We start from the raw sequence: 13,997 nt of genomic DNA on the forward strand, positions 1-13,997 counted from the left end.
CTTCTACTCAGTGTGCGGCGGGCACGGTGCCCGCCGCGGGTTGGTTCGTCAGCGCGTCGACCACGCGCTCCATCTTCATGTACCGCGAGCCCTTCACGAGCACCGTCGCCTGCGCGCCGTAACCGGCCTCGAGCAGCGCCGCCACGAGCGCGTCGACGTCGCCGAAATGGCGCGCCGTGTCGCCGTATGCGGTGCACGCGTCGAGCGATGCGTCGCCGAGCGCGAACAGCGCATCGATCCCGCGTTCGCGCGCGTACGCACCGATTTCGCGGTGAAATGCCGGCCCTTCGTCGCCGACTTCGCCCATGTCGCCGATCACCAGCACGCGCGGCGCGGGATGCGCGGCGAGCACGTCGATCGCGGCACGCATCGAATCGGGGTTCGCGTTGTACGTATCGTCGACGACGGTTGCGCCCGCGAGGCTGCCGACGCTCGCCTGCTTCACCTGCAGCCGGCCCTTGACCGGTTCGAACGATTCGAGGCCCTGCCGAATCGCCGGCAGCGCGACGCCGGCGCCGAGCGCCGCAGCCGTCGCGGCCAGCGCGTTACGCGCGTTGTGCTCGCCGAGCGCACGCAGCCGCACCGAGACGGTGCCGACCGGCGTGTCGATCGCGAGTTCGCCGCCGTGCACGCGCCCGACGACCTGCGCGTCGTTCTGACGTTCGGCGTCGTGCAGCGCGAAATCGAGGATCCGGTTGCCGGTCGCCGCGACGCGCCAGATGCCCGCGTACGCATCGTCGGCCGGGAACACCGCGACGCCGTCCGGCGGCAGCGCGTGGATCACGGCCGCGTGTTCGAGCGCGACGGCCTCGACCGTCGCCATGAATTCCTGGTGCTCGCGCTGCGCGTTGTTGACGAGCGCGACCGTCGGTGCGGTGAGGCGCGCGAGGACCTCCGTTTCGCCCGGATGGTTCATGCCGATCTCGATCACCGCCAGACGGTGCGCGACCGACAGGCGCAGCAGCGTCAGCGGCAGGCCGACATCGTTGTTCAGGTTGCCGGCCGTCGCGAGCCGCGCGTCGGCGCCGACCGCCGCCGCGAAGATCGACGCGATCATTTCCTTGACCGTCGTCTTGCCGTTGCTGCCCGTCACCGCGACGAGCGGCAGCGGGAATCGCATCCGCCAGCCGTGCGCGAGCGCGCCGAGCGCCGCGCGCGTTTCGCCGCCTTCGATCAGCGGCATCGCGATGCCCGCCGGCGCATGCGCGACGAGCGCCGCGGCGGCCCCGCGCGCGGCGACGTCGCCGAGGAAGTCGTGCGCGTCGAAACGCTCGCCCTTCAGCGCGACGAACAGGTCGCCCGGGCCGACCGTGCGGCTGTCGGTCGACACGCGGTCGAACGTGACGCCCGCGTCGCCGCGGACGGTGGCGCCGGGAATCAGGCGGGCGGCTTCGCCGAGACTGAGCATCGTCATTCGGCGCCTCCCTTGCCGTGCGTCGCGCGCGCTGCGAGCGCGAGCCGCGCATGATCCTGATCGGAGAACGCGCGCTTCTTGCCCATGATTTCCTGCGTGGCCTCGTGGCCCTTGCCGGCCAGCACGACGACATCCTCGCGTGCGGCGCCGCGCACCGCCTGCAGGATCGCGCTCGCGCGATCCTCGATCCGGCGTGCGCGGTCGGGCGCGGTCATGCCCGCGACCACCTGGTCGATGATGTGCTGCGGATCTTCGCTGCGCGGGTTGTCGCTCGTGACGACGACTTCGTCGGCGAGCCGCTCCGCGATCGCGCCCATCAGCGGCCGCTTGGTCGCATCGCGATCGCCGCCGCAGCCGAACATGCAGACGAGCCGGCCGCCGCGCGCCGCGGCGATCGGGCGCAGCGCGTCGAGCGTCTTTTCGAGCGCGTCGGGCGTATGCGCATAGTCGATCACGACGAGCGGTTCGTCGTTCTGCAGCCGGCCGCCGAGCCGCTGCATCCGGCCGTTGACCGACTCGAGCCGCTCGATCTCGGCGAGGGCCGCCGCAAACGGCACGTCGGCCGCGAGCAGCGAGCCGAGCACGGCGAGCAGGTTGCTGACGTTGAACGTGCCGAGCGTGCCGACCTCGACGTCCGCGTCGCCCCACGACGAACGCAGGCGGAATGCGGTACCCGTCGCGGTCGCGCGCACGTCGAGCGCGACCAGCTCGCGATCGGCGTCGGGCGCTTGCGCATCGCCGATCCCGTAAGCGATCGTGCGCACGCGGCCGGCCAGCTTCTCGAGCAGGCGGCGGCCCGCTGCGTCGTCGCGGTTGATCACCGCCGCGCGCAGGCCGTGCCACGCGAACAGCTTCGCCTTCGCGGCCTCGTACGCATCGAACGTGCCGTGATAGTCGAGGTGATCCTGCGTGAGGTTCGTAAACACCGCGATGTCGAACGCCGTTCCGTTCACGCGCCCCTGGTGCAGCGCATGCGACGACACTTCCATCGCCACGGCCTGTGCGCCCGCGTCGCGCAATTGCGCGAGGCTGCGCTGCAGTTGCGGCGCGTCGGGCGTCGTGAAGCCGGTCGGCACGAGCTGGCCGGGCATTCCGGTGCCGAGCGTGCCGATCACCGCGCACGGCTGGTGCAGCGCCGTCAGCGCGGTGGCGACCCATTGCGTGCACGACGTCTTGCCGTTCGTGCCCGTGACACCGACCGCGAGCAGGCTGTCGCTCGGATCGCCGTACCAGCCGCTGGCGATCTCGCCGGCGAGCTGGTCGAGCGCCGGCACCGCGAGCGCGACGGGCACGGTCGGCGCGTCGGTCAGCCCTTCCGGCTGATACAGCACGGCAGCCGCCCCGCGCGCGACGGCGTCTGCGATGAAAGCGCGGTTATCTGCCCCGTCGACCGCATATGCGACGAACACGTCGCCAGCCTCGAGGCTGCGCGTGTCGGCATGCAGTTGCGCCGCGGGGGCCACATGCTGACGCAGCCACGCGAGCGCGGCTGCGATCTGCTGATGCGCCGGATGGGAACTGCGGGCGGCGCTCATCGAACGACTCCTGGTGAATTACGCGTCGTGCTGGACACGATCATATGCTTTGCACCGCTCCCCGCGGCCAGCTTTTGCGGGCCCTTTGCGGCAGCGGATTCCGGCGAATCGTCGGACACGACGAGCTGCTTGATCGGCATGTTCGGCGGGACGTTCAGCGCACGCATCGTGTCGCCGGCGATCGCCGAGAATACGGGGCCGGACACCTGGCCGCCGAAGTGGCTGCCGGCGGTCGGCTCGTCGACCGACACCGCGATCACGACGCGCGGATTCGGCATCGGCGCCATCCCGACGAACGACGCGCGGTACTTGCGCGTGTAGCCGTGACCTTCGTGCTTGTACGCGGTGCCGCTCTTCCCGCCGACGCGGTAGCCCGGCACGGCCGCATCCGGCGACGTGCCGCCCGGCGCGACCACGGTCTCGAGCATCGCACGCACTTCGCGCGCGGTGGTCGGATTGAACACCTGCGTGCCCGCGATCGGTTGATTGGGGTCGGTCTTGAAAATGGTCACGGGCATCAGCTCGCCGTCGTGCGCGATCGCCGTGTACGCCCGTGCGAGCTGGAACAGCGACACCGACAGGCCGTAGCCGTACGACATCGTCGCCTGCTCGATGCGGCGCCAGCTCTTCCACGGACGCAGACGGCCGGCCACCGCGCCCGGGAAGCCGACCTTCGGCGCCTGGCCGAGGCCGATGCTCGTATACATATTCCACATTTCCTCGGGCCGCATCGTCATCGCGATCTTCGTCGCGCCGATGTTGCTCGACTTCTGGATCACGCCGCCGACCGTCAGCGTGCCGAAACCCGCGTCATCGGTGATCGGCGCGCCGTCGAGCACGAAATGCCCGTTGCCCGTCTCGACGAGCGTGTTCGGCGTCACGCGGTGCAGGTCGAGCGCGAGCGACACGGTGAACGGCTTCATGATCGAGCCCGGCTCGAACACGTCGGTCATGATCCGGTTGCGCAACTGCTCGCCCGTCATGCGCGAACGGTCGTTCGGGTTGTACGTCGGGTAGTTGACGAGCGCGAGCACTTCGCCGGTACGCACGTCGACGACCATCGCCGCGCCGGCCTTCGCCTTGAACTTCTCGACGGCGGCCTTCAGGTTCGCGTACGCGATGTACTGGATCTTGCTGTCGATCGACAGATCGACGTCGGTGCCGTTGTGCGGCGGAATCTGCTCGGCGACGTCCTCGACGATGTGCCCCATCCGGTCCTTGATCACGCGACGCATGCCCGACGTGCCGGACAGCATCTTCTGGTCGCCCAGTTCGACGCCTTCCTGCCCTTCGTCCTCGACGTTCGTGAAGCCGATCAGGTGAGCGGTGATCTCGCCTTCCGGATAGAAGCGCTTGTATTCGTTGCGCTGATAGATGCCGGGAATGTCGAGTGCGGCGACCTTGTCGGCGACGTCGATCGGCACCTGGCGCTTCACGTAGACGAAACCCTTGTCTTCCGACAGCTTCACGCGCAGTTCCTTCGACGTCATGCCGAGGAGCTTGCCGAGCTGGTTGACCTTGTCCGCGTCGAGATCGTCCGGCACCGCGTCGGGAATCGCCCAGATCGCGCGCACCGGCAAGCTCGTCGCGAGCACGAGCCCGTTACGGTCGAGAATCTTGCCGCGCGTCGCCGGCAGTTCGATCGTGCGCTGATAGCGGCTTTCGCCCTGCTTCTGATAGAACGCGTTGCCGGGCCCCTGGATCCAGAACGCCCGAGCGGCCAGCGCGACGAACGCCATGAACAGCAGGAACACGACGAGCTTCGAGCGCCACATCGGCAAATGGACGCCCAGCACGGGGCTCGACGAGAACTTCACGTTCTGGCGCTTCGGGGACGGCTTCATCGCGCACCCCCCTTGCCCTTGCCGGTCGTGTCGGCCGATGCCGCGATCGGCGCGTCGATCGCCTTCGCGGCGCCAGGCGGCAGCGTCAGGTATTGCGTGCGGCCGGTCGAGATCGGCTGCATTTTCAGCGAATCGTTCGCGAGCTGCTCGATGCGCGACGTCTTCGACAGCGCGCTCTGCTGATATTGAAGCTGCGCGTAGTCCTGCTGGAGCTGACGCTCCTGCGACTGCGCGCGCTGCAGCTGGATGAAGATCTGGCGTTGCTGGTTCGTCGAGTTGACGACCGACAGCGCGCAACCCATCACGATGATCAGCAGGAAGATGTTGAGGCGGCTCATGGCGTGACGCGCTCCGCGATGCGCATCACGGCCGAGCGGGCGCGCGGATTCGCGGCGACTTCCGCTTCGCTCGGAAACTGGCGGCTGATGATCTTGAGCGGCGGACTCGGGAGGTCGACGGCGCGAATCGGCAGACGACGATCGACTGCAGGCGCACTCGCGTGCGCCTGCATGAATCGCTTGACGATCCGGTCCTCGAGTGAATGAAAGCTGATGACCACCAGCCGCCCCCCTTGCTCCAGCAACGACAATGCCGCGTCTAGTACGACTTGCAGGTCCGCAAGCTCTTGATTGACGTGAATCCGTATAGCCTGAAAGGTGCGGGTTGCCGGATCCTTGCCCTTCTCACGGGTTTTGACGACGTGACCCACGATTTGGGCAAGCTCGCCCGTGGTGTCGAGAGGCCCAAGACGGTCGGACTCTGCCCGGCGAGCAACAAGCGCCTTTGCAATCTGAAAAGCAAACCGTTCTTCCCCATAATCCCGTATCACCTCCGTCAATTCCTGCACCGAAGCCCGCGCGAGCCATTCGGCCGCCGACTCGCCACGCGTCGGATCCATTCGCATGTCCAGCGGACCATCGGCGCGGAAGCTGAAGCCGCGCGCCGGATCGTCCACCTGCGGCGAGGACACGCCCAGGTCCAGCAACACCCCTGACACCTTCTCGACGCCGCGCGCCGCAAGCGCGTCGCGCATCGATGCAAAGCTGTCGTGCACGATCGAGAAGCGCGCATCCTCGATGCCCTGCGCCGTCTCGATCGCCCTCGGATCCTTGTCGAACGCGATCAGCCGCCCGGCCGGCGCCAGCCGCGCGAGCACCGCGCGGCTATGACCGCCGCGCCCGAACGTGCCGTCGACATACACGCCGTCCGGCCGCGTCACGAGCGACTCGACCGCTTCATCCAACAGCACCGTCCGATGCCGCAATTCATTTCCCATCGCGGGCGTCTCCGTCACCGCAATCAGAACGTGAAATTCTTCAGCGCGTCGGGCATGCCCTGCGCCATCGCTGCCTGCTCCTTCGCGTTGTAGGTCTGCGAATCCCACAGCTCGAAGTGACTACCCATTCCCAACAACATGACTTCCTTTTCCAGTCCGGCTGCCATGCGCAGCTCGGGCGATACAAGAATCCGGCCCGCGCTGTCGAGATCGACGTCCATCGCATTGCCGAGAAAAATTCGCCGCCACCAGTGGGCGTCCATCGGCAGCGCGGCGATCTTGGCGCGGAACACTTCCCATTCGGGGCGCGGAAACAGCAACAGGCAGCCGTCCGGGTGCTTGGTCACAGTCACCCGTCCTTCTGCCTGTCCTTGCAGCGCTTCGCGATAGCGAGCCGGCACCGACATCCGCCCTTTCGCATCGAGCGTCAGCGCCGACGCCCCTTGGAACACTTTCCGCTCTCCCGTTCAGGGCACCGAAGCACCCGCTCAATGCTGAGAATTTAGCCGGAATAGCCTGCTAAATCACACAAAAATACACTTTCTCACACTGTCTCCCACTTTAGAGGAAGGGTGTGGCACGGTCAAGGGAGCGGCTCGCTTTTTTGACGAATTTTGTTAGTTAGAACAAGGACTTACGCGCACATGCTCATGCGGCCCCTCATTCCAAAAACCGTTATAAATGAATGAGCTAGTGCAACTTGTGAAGGTGATACGTGAGAAAGGCGGGCCAGACGGGCGTGTGGACGGGGCTTTCGGGGGCGGGAAAACGAGGAGTGAGCGGACGGTATCGGGGGCGGCGAACCGGGGCGGCGTCCCACGCCACCCCGGCGCAAATCTCAGAGATAGTACGCAGTGCTCGTCATGACTTTCGACGCGGCGCGCATCAGCATCCGCGCCGGCAGCGGCAGCTCGATGCCGCCGGCGTCGGTCGCGGCCTTGCCGTGCTTGACCTCGTCGATCCGCATCTGGTCGACGATCGCGCGCGACGCGGTGTCGGCCGCCGGCAGCTCGGACATGTGGCCTTCGAGGTGGCTCTCGACCTGCCGCTCCGTCTCGGCCATGAAGCCGAGGCTGACCTTGTCGCCGAGCGTGCCGGCCGCCACGCCGATCGCGAGCGCGCCGGCATACCAAAGCGGGTTCAGCAGGCTCGGGCGCGAATCGAGTTCCTTCAGGCGGTGCGCGGTCCATGCGAGGTGGTCCTCCTCCTCGCGCGCGGCCTCCTCGAACATCGCCTTCGCCGACGCCGTGCGCGCGGTGAGCTTCTGCGCCTGGTAGAGCGCCTGCGCGCAGACCTCCCCGACGTGATTCACGCGCATCAGCCCGGCCGCGCGCGTGCGTTCGGCGGGCGTCAGTTCGACGTCGGGCGCATCGGCCGGCACGGGCACCGGCCGGCTCATCCGGCTAATGCCGGTCAGCGACCGCAGGCCGCGATCGAATTCGCTGATCAGTTCATCCAACACCATCCTGTTCTCCTGGCTGCAGGTGCCGCTGCGCGCGGCAAGGGCACGAGTCCGCCGCGTAACCGACTTGATTATTCAGCGGAAATTGCGGTTAACCCGTGATTTTAACCATTGTTGCATAAAGGAAACATAGCGGCGTTGAGCTGCAGCATTTCGCTTTGTGGCAAAAAACGGCTTTGCTACATTACGTGCGACTTCTTGCGAAGTTGATGGGGCCCGTCAACAGAACATAACTATCCGCCCCGCCAAAAAAATTCAGTGATTCTTGGAGATCCGTTAATGAAAAAGTCGCTTCTCGCGCTCGTCGCGCTGGGCGCGTTCGCTGGCGCTGCCCATGCGCAAAGCAGCGTGACGCTTTACGGCATCATCGATGAAGGCCTGCTCTTCAACAACAACGCAGGCGGCAAGCACCTGTACAGCATGGCCAGCGGCGTGATGCAAGGCAGCCGCTTCGGCCTGCGCGGCACCGAAGACCTCGGTGGCGGCCTGAAGGCGATCTTCACCCTCGAAAACGGTTTCGACGTGAACAGCGGCAAGCTCGGTCAGGGCGGCCTGATGTTCGGTCGTCAGGCTTACGTCGGCCTGTCGAGCCCGTACGGTACGGTCACGCTGGGTCGTCAGTACGACTCCGTCGTCGACTTCGTCGGCCCGCTCGAGGCAGGCGACCAGTGGGGCGGCTACATCGCCGCTCACCCGGGCGACCTCGACAACTTCAACAACGCGTATCGCGTGAACAACGCGGTCAAGTTCACGAGCCAGAGCTACGGCGGCCTCACGTTCGGCGGCCTGTACAGCTTCGGCGGCCAGGCTGGCCAGTTCTCGAAGAACCAGGTCTGGTCGCTCGGCGCAGGCTACAACAACGGCCCGCTGGTCCTCGGCGTCGGTTACTTGAACGCACGTACGCCGAACCAGTTCGGCGGCATGTTCAACAACGGGTCGACGTCGTCGTCGGTCTCGTCGCCCATCTACGGCGCGTACGCGAACAACGCGAACACGTATCAGGTCATCGGCGCAGGCGGCGCATACACGTTCGGCGCAGCGACGATCGGCGCGACGTACTCGAATACGAAGTTCAAGGGCTTCTCGGCAGGCCCGTTCGTGAACCAGACCGCAACGTTCAACAACGGCGAAATCAACTTCAAGTACCAGTTGACGCCGGCGTTGATCCTCGGCGCAGCGTACGACTACACGCAAGGCAGCAAGATCGACGGCAATTCGGCAGCCAAGTACCACCAGGGCTCGCTGGGCGTCGACTACTTCCTGTCGAAGCGCACCGACGTCTACGTGATCGGCGTGTACCAGCACGCATCGGGCAACGTGCTCGATTCGAACGGCAACGTCCTGAAGGCAACGGCAGCGATCAACGGTCTGGCCGGGTCGAGCACCAGCAACCAGGTCGCAGCACGCGTCGGTATCCGTCACAAGTTCTAATCAGCTTGTCTGACAAGCCGCAGCATATTGAAGGCGCCTTCGGGCGCCTTTTTCTTTTGTGGTTGGGCGGGGATGTTGGCGGGTCGCGGGTCGCGGGCCGGCGGGCCGGCGGGTCGCGGGTCGCGGGTCGCGGGTCGCGGGTCGCGGGTCGCGGGTCGCGGGTCGCGGGTCGCGGGTCGCGGGTCGCGATAGACCACGCCGCGTGCGCCGTCCCGAGCCGTCAACTCCGGAGCAAGGGTTGCGGCCACCTCCGCACGAAACAGGCACTTCCCCGCAGCCGCAAACAAAAAACCCGGCAACAGGCCGGGCTTTTCGTTCAACCGTATCGCTGCGCGCGTTACGCTCGTCCGTCGCGCAGCTCGCGCCGCAGGATCTTGCCGACGTTCGTCTTCGGCAGCTCCGTGCGGAATTCGACCAGCTTCGGCCGCTTGTACCCGGTGAGCCGCTCCTTGCAGTAAGCAAGGATGTCCTTGTCGGTCAGCGCCGGATCCTTTTTCACGACGAACAGCTTCACGGCTTCGCCGGAATGCTCGTCCGGCACGCCGACTGCCGCGACCTCGAACACACCCGGATGCGACGCCACCACGTCCTCCACTTCGTTCGGATACACGTTGAAGCCCGACACGAGAATCATGTCCTTCTTGCGATCGACGATCTTCACGTAACCGCGGGCATCCATCACGCCGACGTCGCCCGTCTTGAAGAATCCGTCCGCGAACATGACCTTCGCGGTCTCGTCCGGCCGGTTCCAGTAGCCGGCCATCACCTGCGGCCCGCGGATGCAGATCTCGCCGGGCTCGCCGAGCGCGACGTCATTGCCGGCATCGTCGCGAATCGCGACTTCGGTCGACGGCAGCGGCAAGCCGATCGTCCCGCTGTATTCGGTGGCCGTCACGGGGTTGCAGGTCGCCACCGGCGACGTTTCGGACAGCCCGTATCCTTCGATGATCGCAGTACGGGTCTTTTCATACCACCGCTTCGCGACGCCTTCCTGGATCGCCATGCCGCCGCCGTTGGCGATCACGAGCTTCGACAGGTCGAGCTGGTCGAAGTCGGGATGGTTTAGCAGCGCGTTGTACAGCGTGTTGACGGCCGGGATCGTCGAGATCCGGTAACCCTTCAGTTCCTTGATCATGCCGGCGATGTCGCGCGGGTTCGGGATCAGGACGCCCATGCCGCCCGTACGCATCGTCAGGAAACCGCAGACGGTCAGTGCGAACACGTGATACAGCGGCAGCGCGACAACCGTCACGAATTGTTCCACGTCGGGGTACTTGTCGTGGGCCGGCTGATGCCAGGCGCCGGCCTGCAGCACGTTCGACACGATGTTCCGGTGCAGCAGCGTCGCGCCCTTCGCAACGCCGGTCGTACCGCCCGTGTACTGCAGGAACGCGACGTCGTCGGGGCCGATCTTCTGCGGCCTGAACGCCTGTCGTGCGCCCTCCGAGAGCGCGGCCTTGAAGCGCGTGAACGACGGCAGTTGCCACGCAGGCACCATCTTCTTCACGTTGCGCACGACGTAATTGACGATCCATCCCTTGATGCCCAGCAGGTCGCCCATCGATGCGACGACCACGTGCTTGACGGCCGTATTGGCGATGACGGCCTGCAACGTCGACGCGAAATTCTCCAGGATGACGATCGCCTCGGCACCGCTGTCCTTCAGCTGATGCTCGAGCTCGCGCGGCGTATAGAGCGGATTGACGTTGACCACGGTATAGCCGGCGCGCAGGACCGCAGCGATCGTCAGCGGGTACTGCAGCACGTTCGGCATCATGATCGCGACGCGCGCCCCGCGAGCCAGGCCGCGGGACTGCAGCCAGGCGCCGAACTGACGCGACAGCTTGTCGAGTTCGCCGTACGTGATCCGCTTGCCCATGCAAACGAACGCGGTACGGTCGCGATACTGCCGGAAGCTTTCGTCGAGCAGGTCCGGGACGGACGGATAAGGAGAGGAGTCGATTTCGGCTGGAACGCCGGGTGGGTACGATTTCAGCCAAATTTTGTCCATACCGCGCGTCTCCTCACAGATTTTCGAATGGTCGTGCTAAAACGCATCGTAACGGCTCCCCCGCCCCGAGACAACAGGGTTAGATGTCCGCTTCGAACTTGCGTGTCAATTTTGTCTGATCATACGGCGATATTCGATCAAATCCGCTCAACTTCCACAAGACAATCGTAAAACGTCGCCGAATTGCCCAGATCGGTCAGCGCCTGGCTCGTCACCTCGTTCGCATTCTTGCCGTCCGGCGACAGTTTCTTCCACCAGATCGACAACCCGACGACGAGCCCGGCCCGCGCGCGATCGGTGATTCGCGCGCGGGCCTGCATCGAGCCGCGGTCGTTGAAGATGCGGACGATGTCGCCCTCTGCGATGCCGCGAGCGCTGGCGTCGGACGGATGCATGTCGAGGTGCGGCTCGCCTTCCGTCGAACGCAGGCTGTCGACGTTCACGAACGTGCTGTTCAGGAAGTGGCGGGCCGGCGGCGAAATCATCGCCAATGGATAGCGTGCGGCGAGCTCGGGCGCGGCTTCGGTGGATTCGAACGGCGGCAGGTAGTCGGGGACGGGGTCCATGCCCATCTGCTCGAGCCGCGGGCTGTAGAACTCGCACTTGCCGGAGGGCGTGCGGAAACCGCCATTCGCGAACGGCGCCTCCGGCAGCTTGAGCCTCAGCCAGCCGACCCGCTTCAGCGTGTCCCAGTCGCTGTCGAGCGCCGGATCGTCCCAGCGAAGCGCCGCGCGCGCGACCTCTTCGTCGCTGTGATAGAGCGCGGGCTCGTCGAGGCCCATGCTGCGCGCGATCCCGCGAAAGATCTCCGTGTTCGGCCGCGCGTCTCCCACCGGCGAGATCGCTGGCAGGTTCGCCATCACGTAGGTATGGCCATACGATTTATGGACATCCAGATGTTCGAGCTGCGTGGTCGCCGGCAATACAATGTCGGCGAAATCGGCCGTATCTGTCTTGAAGTGCTCGAGAACGACCGTGAACAAATCGTCGCGTGCAAAGCCCGCGGCGACTTTCGACGAGTCCGGTGCAACCGCCACCGGATTCGAGTTGTACACGATCACTGCTTCGACTTTCGGCCCGAACGTCGCGTCCCCCGGATGCAGCAGCGCGTCGCCGATCGCGTTCATGTTGATGATGCGAGGCAGCTTGTGCGGCCAACCCGGCATCAGGTCCGGACGCAGCAGCGCCGCCTGATTGACGGGCGCCGATTCCGACGACGAGAGCAGCAGGCCGCCTGCCCGATCGCGCCACGCTCCCGTCAGCGCCGGCAGGCTGGCAATCGCGCGCACGGCATTGCCGCCGCCGCGAACACGCTGCATGCCGTAGTTGAGGCGGATCGATGCCTTCCGGGTAGCGCCGTAGCGACGCGCAAGATCGATCAGCACCGACGCATCGATGCCGCAGATCTCCGCCACGCGTTCCGGCGGATAGGACAGTGCGCGCGCCTTGAGCGCGTCGAAGCCGAGCGTATGGTCGGCGATGTAATCGTGATCGAGCAGGTTTTCGGTAATCAGCACATGCATCATGCCGAGCGCAAATGCACCGTCGGTACCAGGCTTCAGTGCGATGTGCTGATGGCATTTCTCCGCGGTCAGCGAACGATATGGGTCGATCGCGACAAGACGCGCGCCACGGCGCTTCGCTTCCTGCGCGCGGGTCCAGAAGTGCAGGCTCGATGCAATCGGATTCGCGCCCCATATCAGAATCAGCTCGCTTTCCTCGAAGTATTCAAGGTGCATGCCGACACTGCCGCCGTAGGTATATCGCAGCCCCGCTGCGCCGGCTGCCGCGCAGATCGTCCGCTCCAGCCGCGACACGCCGAGCTTGTGGAAGAAGCGCTGGGCGATGCCTTCGCCTTGCACGAGCCCCATCGTTCCCGCATAGCTGTACGGCACGATCGCCTCCGGCGCGCGTGCGGCGATTTCACCGAGGCGACGTCCTATCTCGTCGAAGGCTTCGCTCCAGCTGATCGGCCCGAAGCGCCCCTCTCCCTTCGGGCCGACCCGCTTGAGCGGGACAGTGAGGCGATCGGGATGATGAACGCGATCCGCGTATCGGCTGACCTTCGTACACAACACGCCCTGCGTCGGCGGATGGTCGGGATCGCCCGTGACCTTGATTGCCTTGCCGTTCTCGACGGTCACCCGCATGGCGCACGTGTCCGGACAATCATGCGGGCAAACAGCCCGGGCTACCTGGGTGGCGGCGTTCATCGTTTTGAATGCAAAGAGGGGGATTCGCAAATTTTACGTGGACCCGCCGAATAAAGCGCCGGTTTCGCGCCGATTTTGGATTAGCCGGACGAAAACGGGATAACGTGGCCGGCTCTAGGAAGCGGAAAGTTGGTCGCACAAGCGCGCCTGACGATACGCTGCGGCGCGCAAGTTGCGATCTTGATCGAGGATACGATCAATAATCGATTGAATCGCGAAAGATAGGAGCGGTTGATGGGATTTGATGTTGCAATTGATGCGGTGCCGGAGTGCTAACGCCGATAGGCTGGGTGACGCTTTCCGCCTGCACCGCGTATTTCCGCCGCGCCAATGCAAAAACCCCCGCCTGATCGGGCGGGGGTTTCTGGCTTAGGGAGCCTGACGATTACCTACTTTCACACGGGAATCCGCACTATCATCGGCGTAGAGTCGTTTCACGGTCCTGTTCGGGATGGGAAGGGGTGGGACCGACTCGCTATGGTCATCAGGCAAAGAGGGTTGTTGCGTTGCTTCGCAGCGCAACCAATCCGGGAAGAAGCAGTAATTTTGGGTTGTGAGCTGTATCTCACACGTACGCGGTACTTCAACCGTCGTACGTCGAGTGCCTCGCACTCGACGCTCGATGTCCGTAAGCGCTAAAGCGCTAACGGGCATCGAGACAGACTTGTTATAGGATCAAGCCTTACGGGCAATTAGTATCGGTTAGCTGAACGCATTACTGCGCTTACACACCCGACCTATCAACGTCCTGGTCTCGAACGACCCTTCAAGGGGATCTAGTCCCCAGGGATATCTCATCTTAAGGCGAGTT

10 protein-coding genes and 2 rRNA genes are annotated in these 13,997 nt (G+C 65.1%); 1 reads left to right on the forward strand and 11 read right to left on the reverse strand.

Features of this window, described 5'->3' with window-relative positions:
- Positions 1-7: 7 nt before the first annotated feature.
- The 7 genes from murF to coq7 form a co-directional block, all read right to left on the reverse strand.
- Positions 8-1,414: a UDP-N-acetylmuramoyl-tripeptide--D-alanyl-D-alanine ligase gene (gene murF, locus WT53_RS08610; RefSeq protein WP_060259170.1), complete on the reverse strand. Its 1,407-nt coding sequence runs from the start codon at positions 1,412-1,414 to the stop codon at positions 8-10.
- The gene (locus WT53_RS08615) at positions 1,411-2,949 is read right to left on the reverse strand and encodes a UDP-N-acetylmuramoyl-L-alanyl-D-glutamate--2,6-diaminopimelate ligase (RefSeq protein WP_034206322.1); all 1,539 of its coding nucleotides are present in this window, start codon (positions 2,947-2,949) and stop codon (positions 1,411-1,413) included. The genes murF and WT53_RS08615 overlap by 4 nt, the downstream gene beginning before the upstream one ends.
- The gene (locus tag WT53_RS08620) at positions 2,946-4,793 is read right to left on the reverse strand and encodes a penicillin-binding protein 2 (protein ID WP_060259174.1); all 1,848 of its coding nucleotides are present in this window, start codon (positions 4,791-4,793) and stop codon (positions 2,946-2,948) included. The genes WT53_RS08615 and WT53_RS08620 overlap by 4 nt, the downstream gene beginning before the upstream one ends.
- Entirely contained in the window at positions 4,790-5,131 is a 342-nt protein-coding gene (gene ftsL / locus WT53_RS08625) for a cell division protein FtsL (RefSeq protein ID WP_034206321.1), read from the reverse strand. The genes WT53_RS08620 and ftsL overlap by 4 nt, the downstream gene beginning before the upstream one ends.
- The gene (rsmH, locus tag WT53_RS08630) at positions 5,128-6,069 is read right to left on the reverse strand and encodes a 16S rRNA (cytosine(1402)-N(4))-methyltransferase RsmH (RefSeq protein WP_034206320.1); all 942 of its coding nucleotides are present in this window, start codon (positions 6,067-6,069) and stop codon (positions 5,128-5,130) included. Before rsmH ends, ftsL begins: the two co-directional genes overlap by 4 nt.
- Positions 6,070-6,092: 23 nt before the next feature.
- On the reverse strand, positions 6,093-6,521 hold the full coding sequence (gene mraZ, locus WT53_RS08635; RefSeq protein ID WP_006487094.1) for a division/cell wall cluster transcriptional repressor MraZ: 429 nt from the start codon (positions 6,519-6,521) through the stop codon (positions 6,093-6,095).
- A gap of 386 nt (positions 6,522-6,907) precedes the next feature.
- The gene (gene coq7 / locus WT53_RS08640; protein ID WP_059779078.1) at positions 6,908-7,534 is read right to left on the reverse strand and encodes a 2-polyprenyl-3-methyl-6-methoxy-1,4-benzoquinone monooxygenase; all 627 of its coding nucleotides are present in this window, start codon (positions 7,532-7,534) and stop codon (positions 6,908-6,910) included.
- A gap of 276 nt (positions 7,535-7,810) precedes the next feature.
- Here coq7 and WT53_RS08645 point away from each other — a divergent pair, with 276 nt between their 5' ends.
- Positions 7,811-8,962, forward strand: a complete 1,152-nt coding sequence (locus WT53_RS08645; protein ID WP_034206318.1) for a porin — start codon at positions 7,811-7,813, stop codon at positions 8,960-8,962.
- Between the two features lie 337 nt (positions 8,963-9,299).
- Here the strand turns inward: WT53_RS08645 and WT53_RS08650 are convergent, their stop codons facing one another.
- The 4 genes from WT53_RS08650 to WT53_RS08665 form a co-directional block, all read right to left on the reverse strand.
- Positions 9,300-10,973: a long-chain fatty acid--CoA ligase gene (locus tag WT53_RS08650; protein ID WP_060259181.1), complete on the reverse strand. Its 1,674-nt coding sequence runs from the start codon at positions 10,971-10,973 to the stop codon at positions 9,300-9,302.
- A 137-nt stretch (positions 10,974-11,110) separates the two neighbouring features.
- Positions 11,111-13,186, reverse strand: a complete 2,076-nt coding sequence (locus WT53_RS08655; RefSeq protein WP_060259184.1) for a molybdopterin-dependent oxidoreductase — start codon at positions 13,184-13,186, stop codon at positions 11,111-11,113.
- A gap of 376 nt (positions 13,187-13,562) precedes the next feature.
- A 5S ribosomal RNA gene (gene rrf / locus WT53_RS08660) occupies positions 13,563-13,675 on the reverse strand.
- A gap of 182 nt (positions 13,676-13,857) precedes the next feature.
- A 23S ribosomal RNA gene (locus WT53_RS08665) occupies positions 13,858-13,997 on the reverse strand; the annotation flags it as partial.

Origin of the sequence: Burkholderia sp. MSMB2157WGS, from assembly GCF_001532755.1 — a bacterium.
Lineage (GTDB): Bacteria > Pseudomonadota > Gammaproteobacteria > Burkholderiales > Burkholderiaceae > Burkholderia.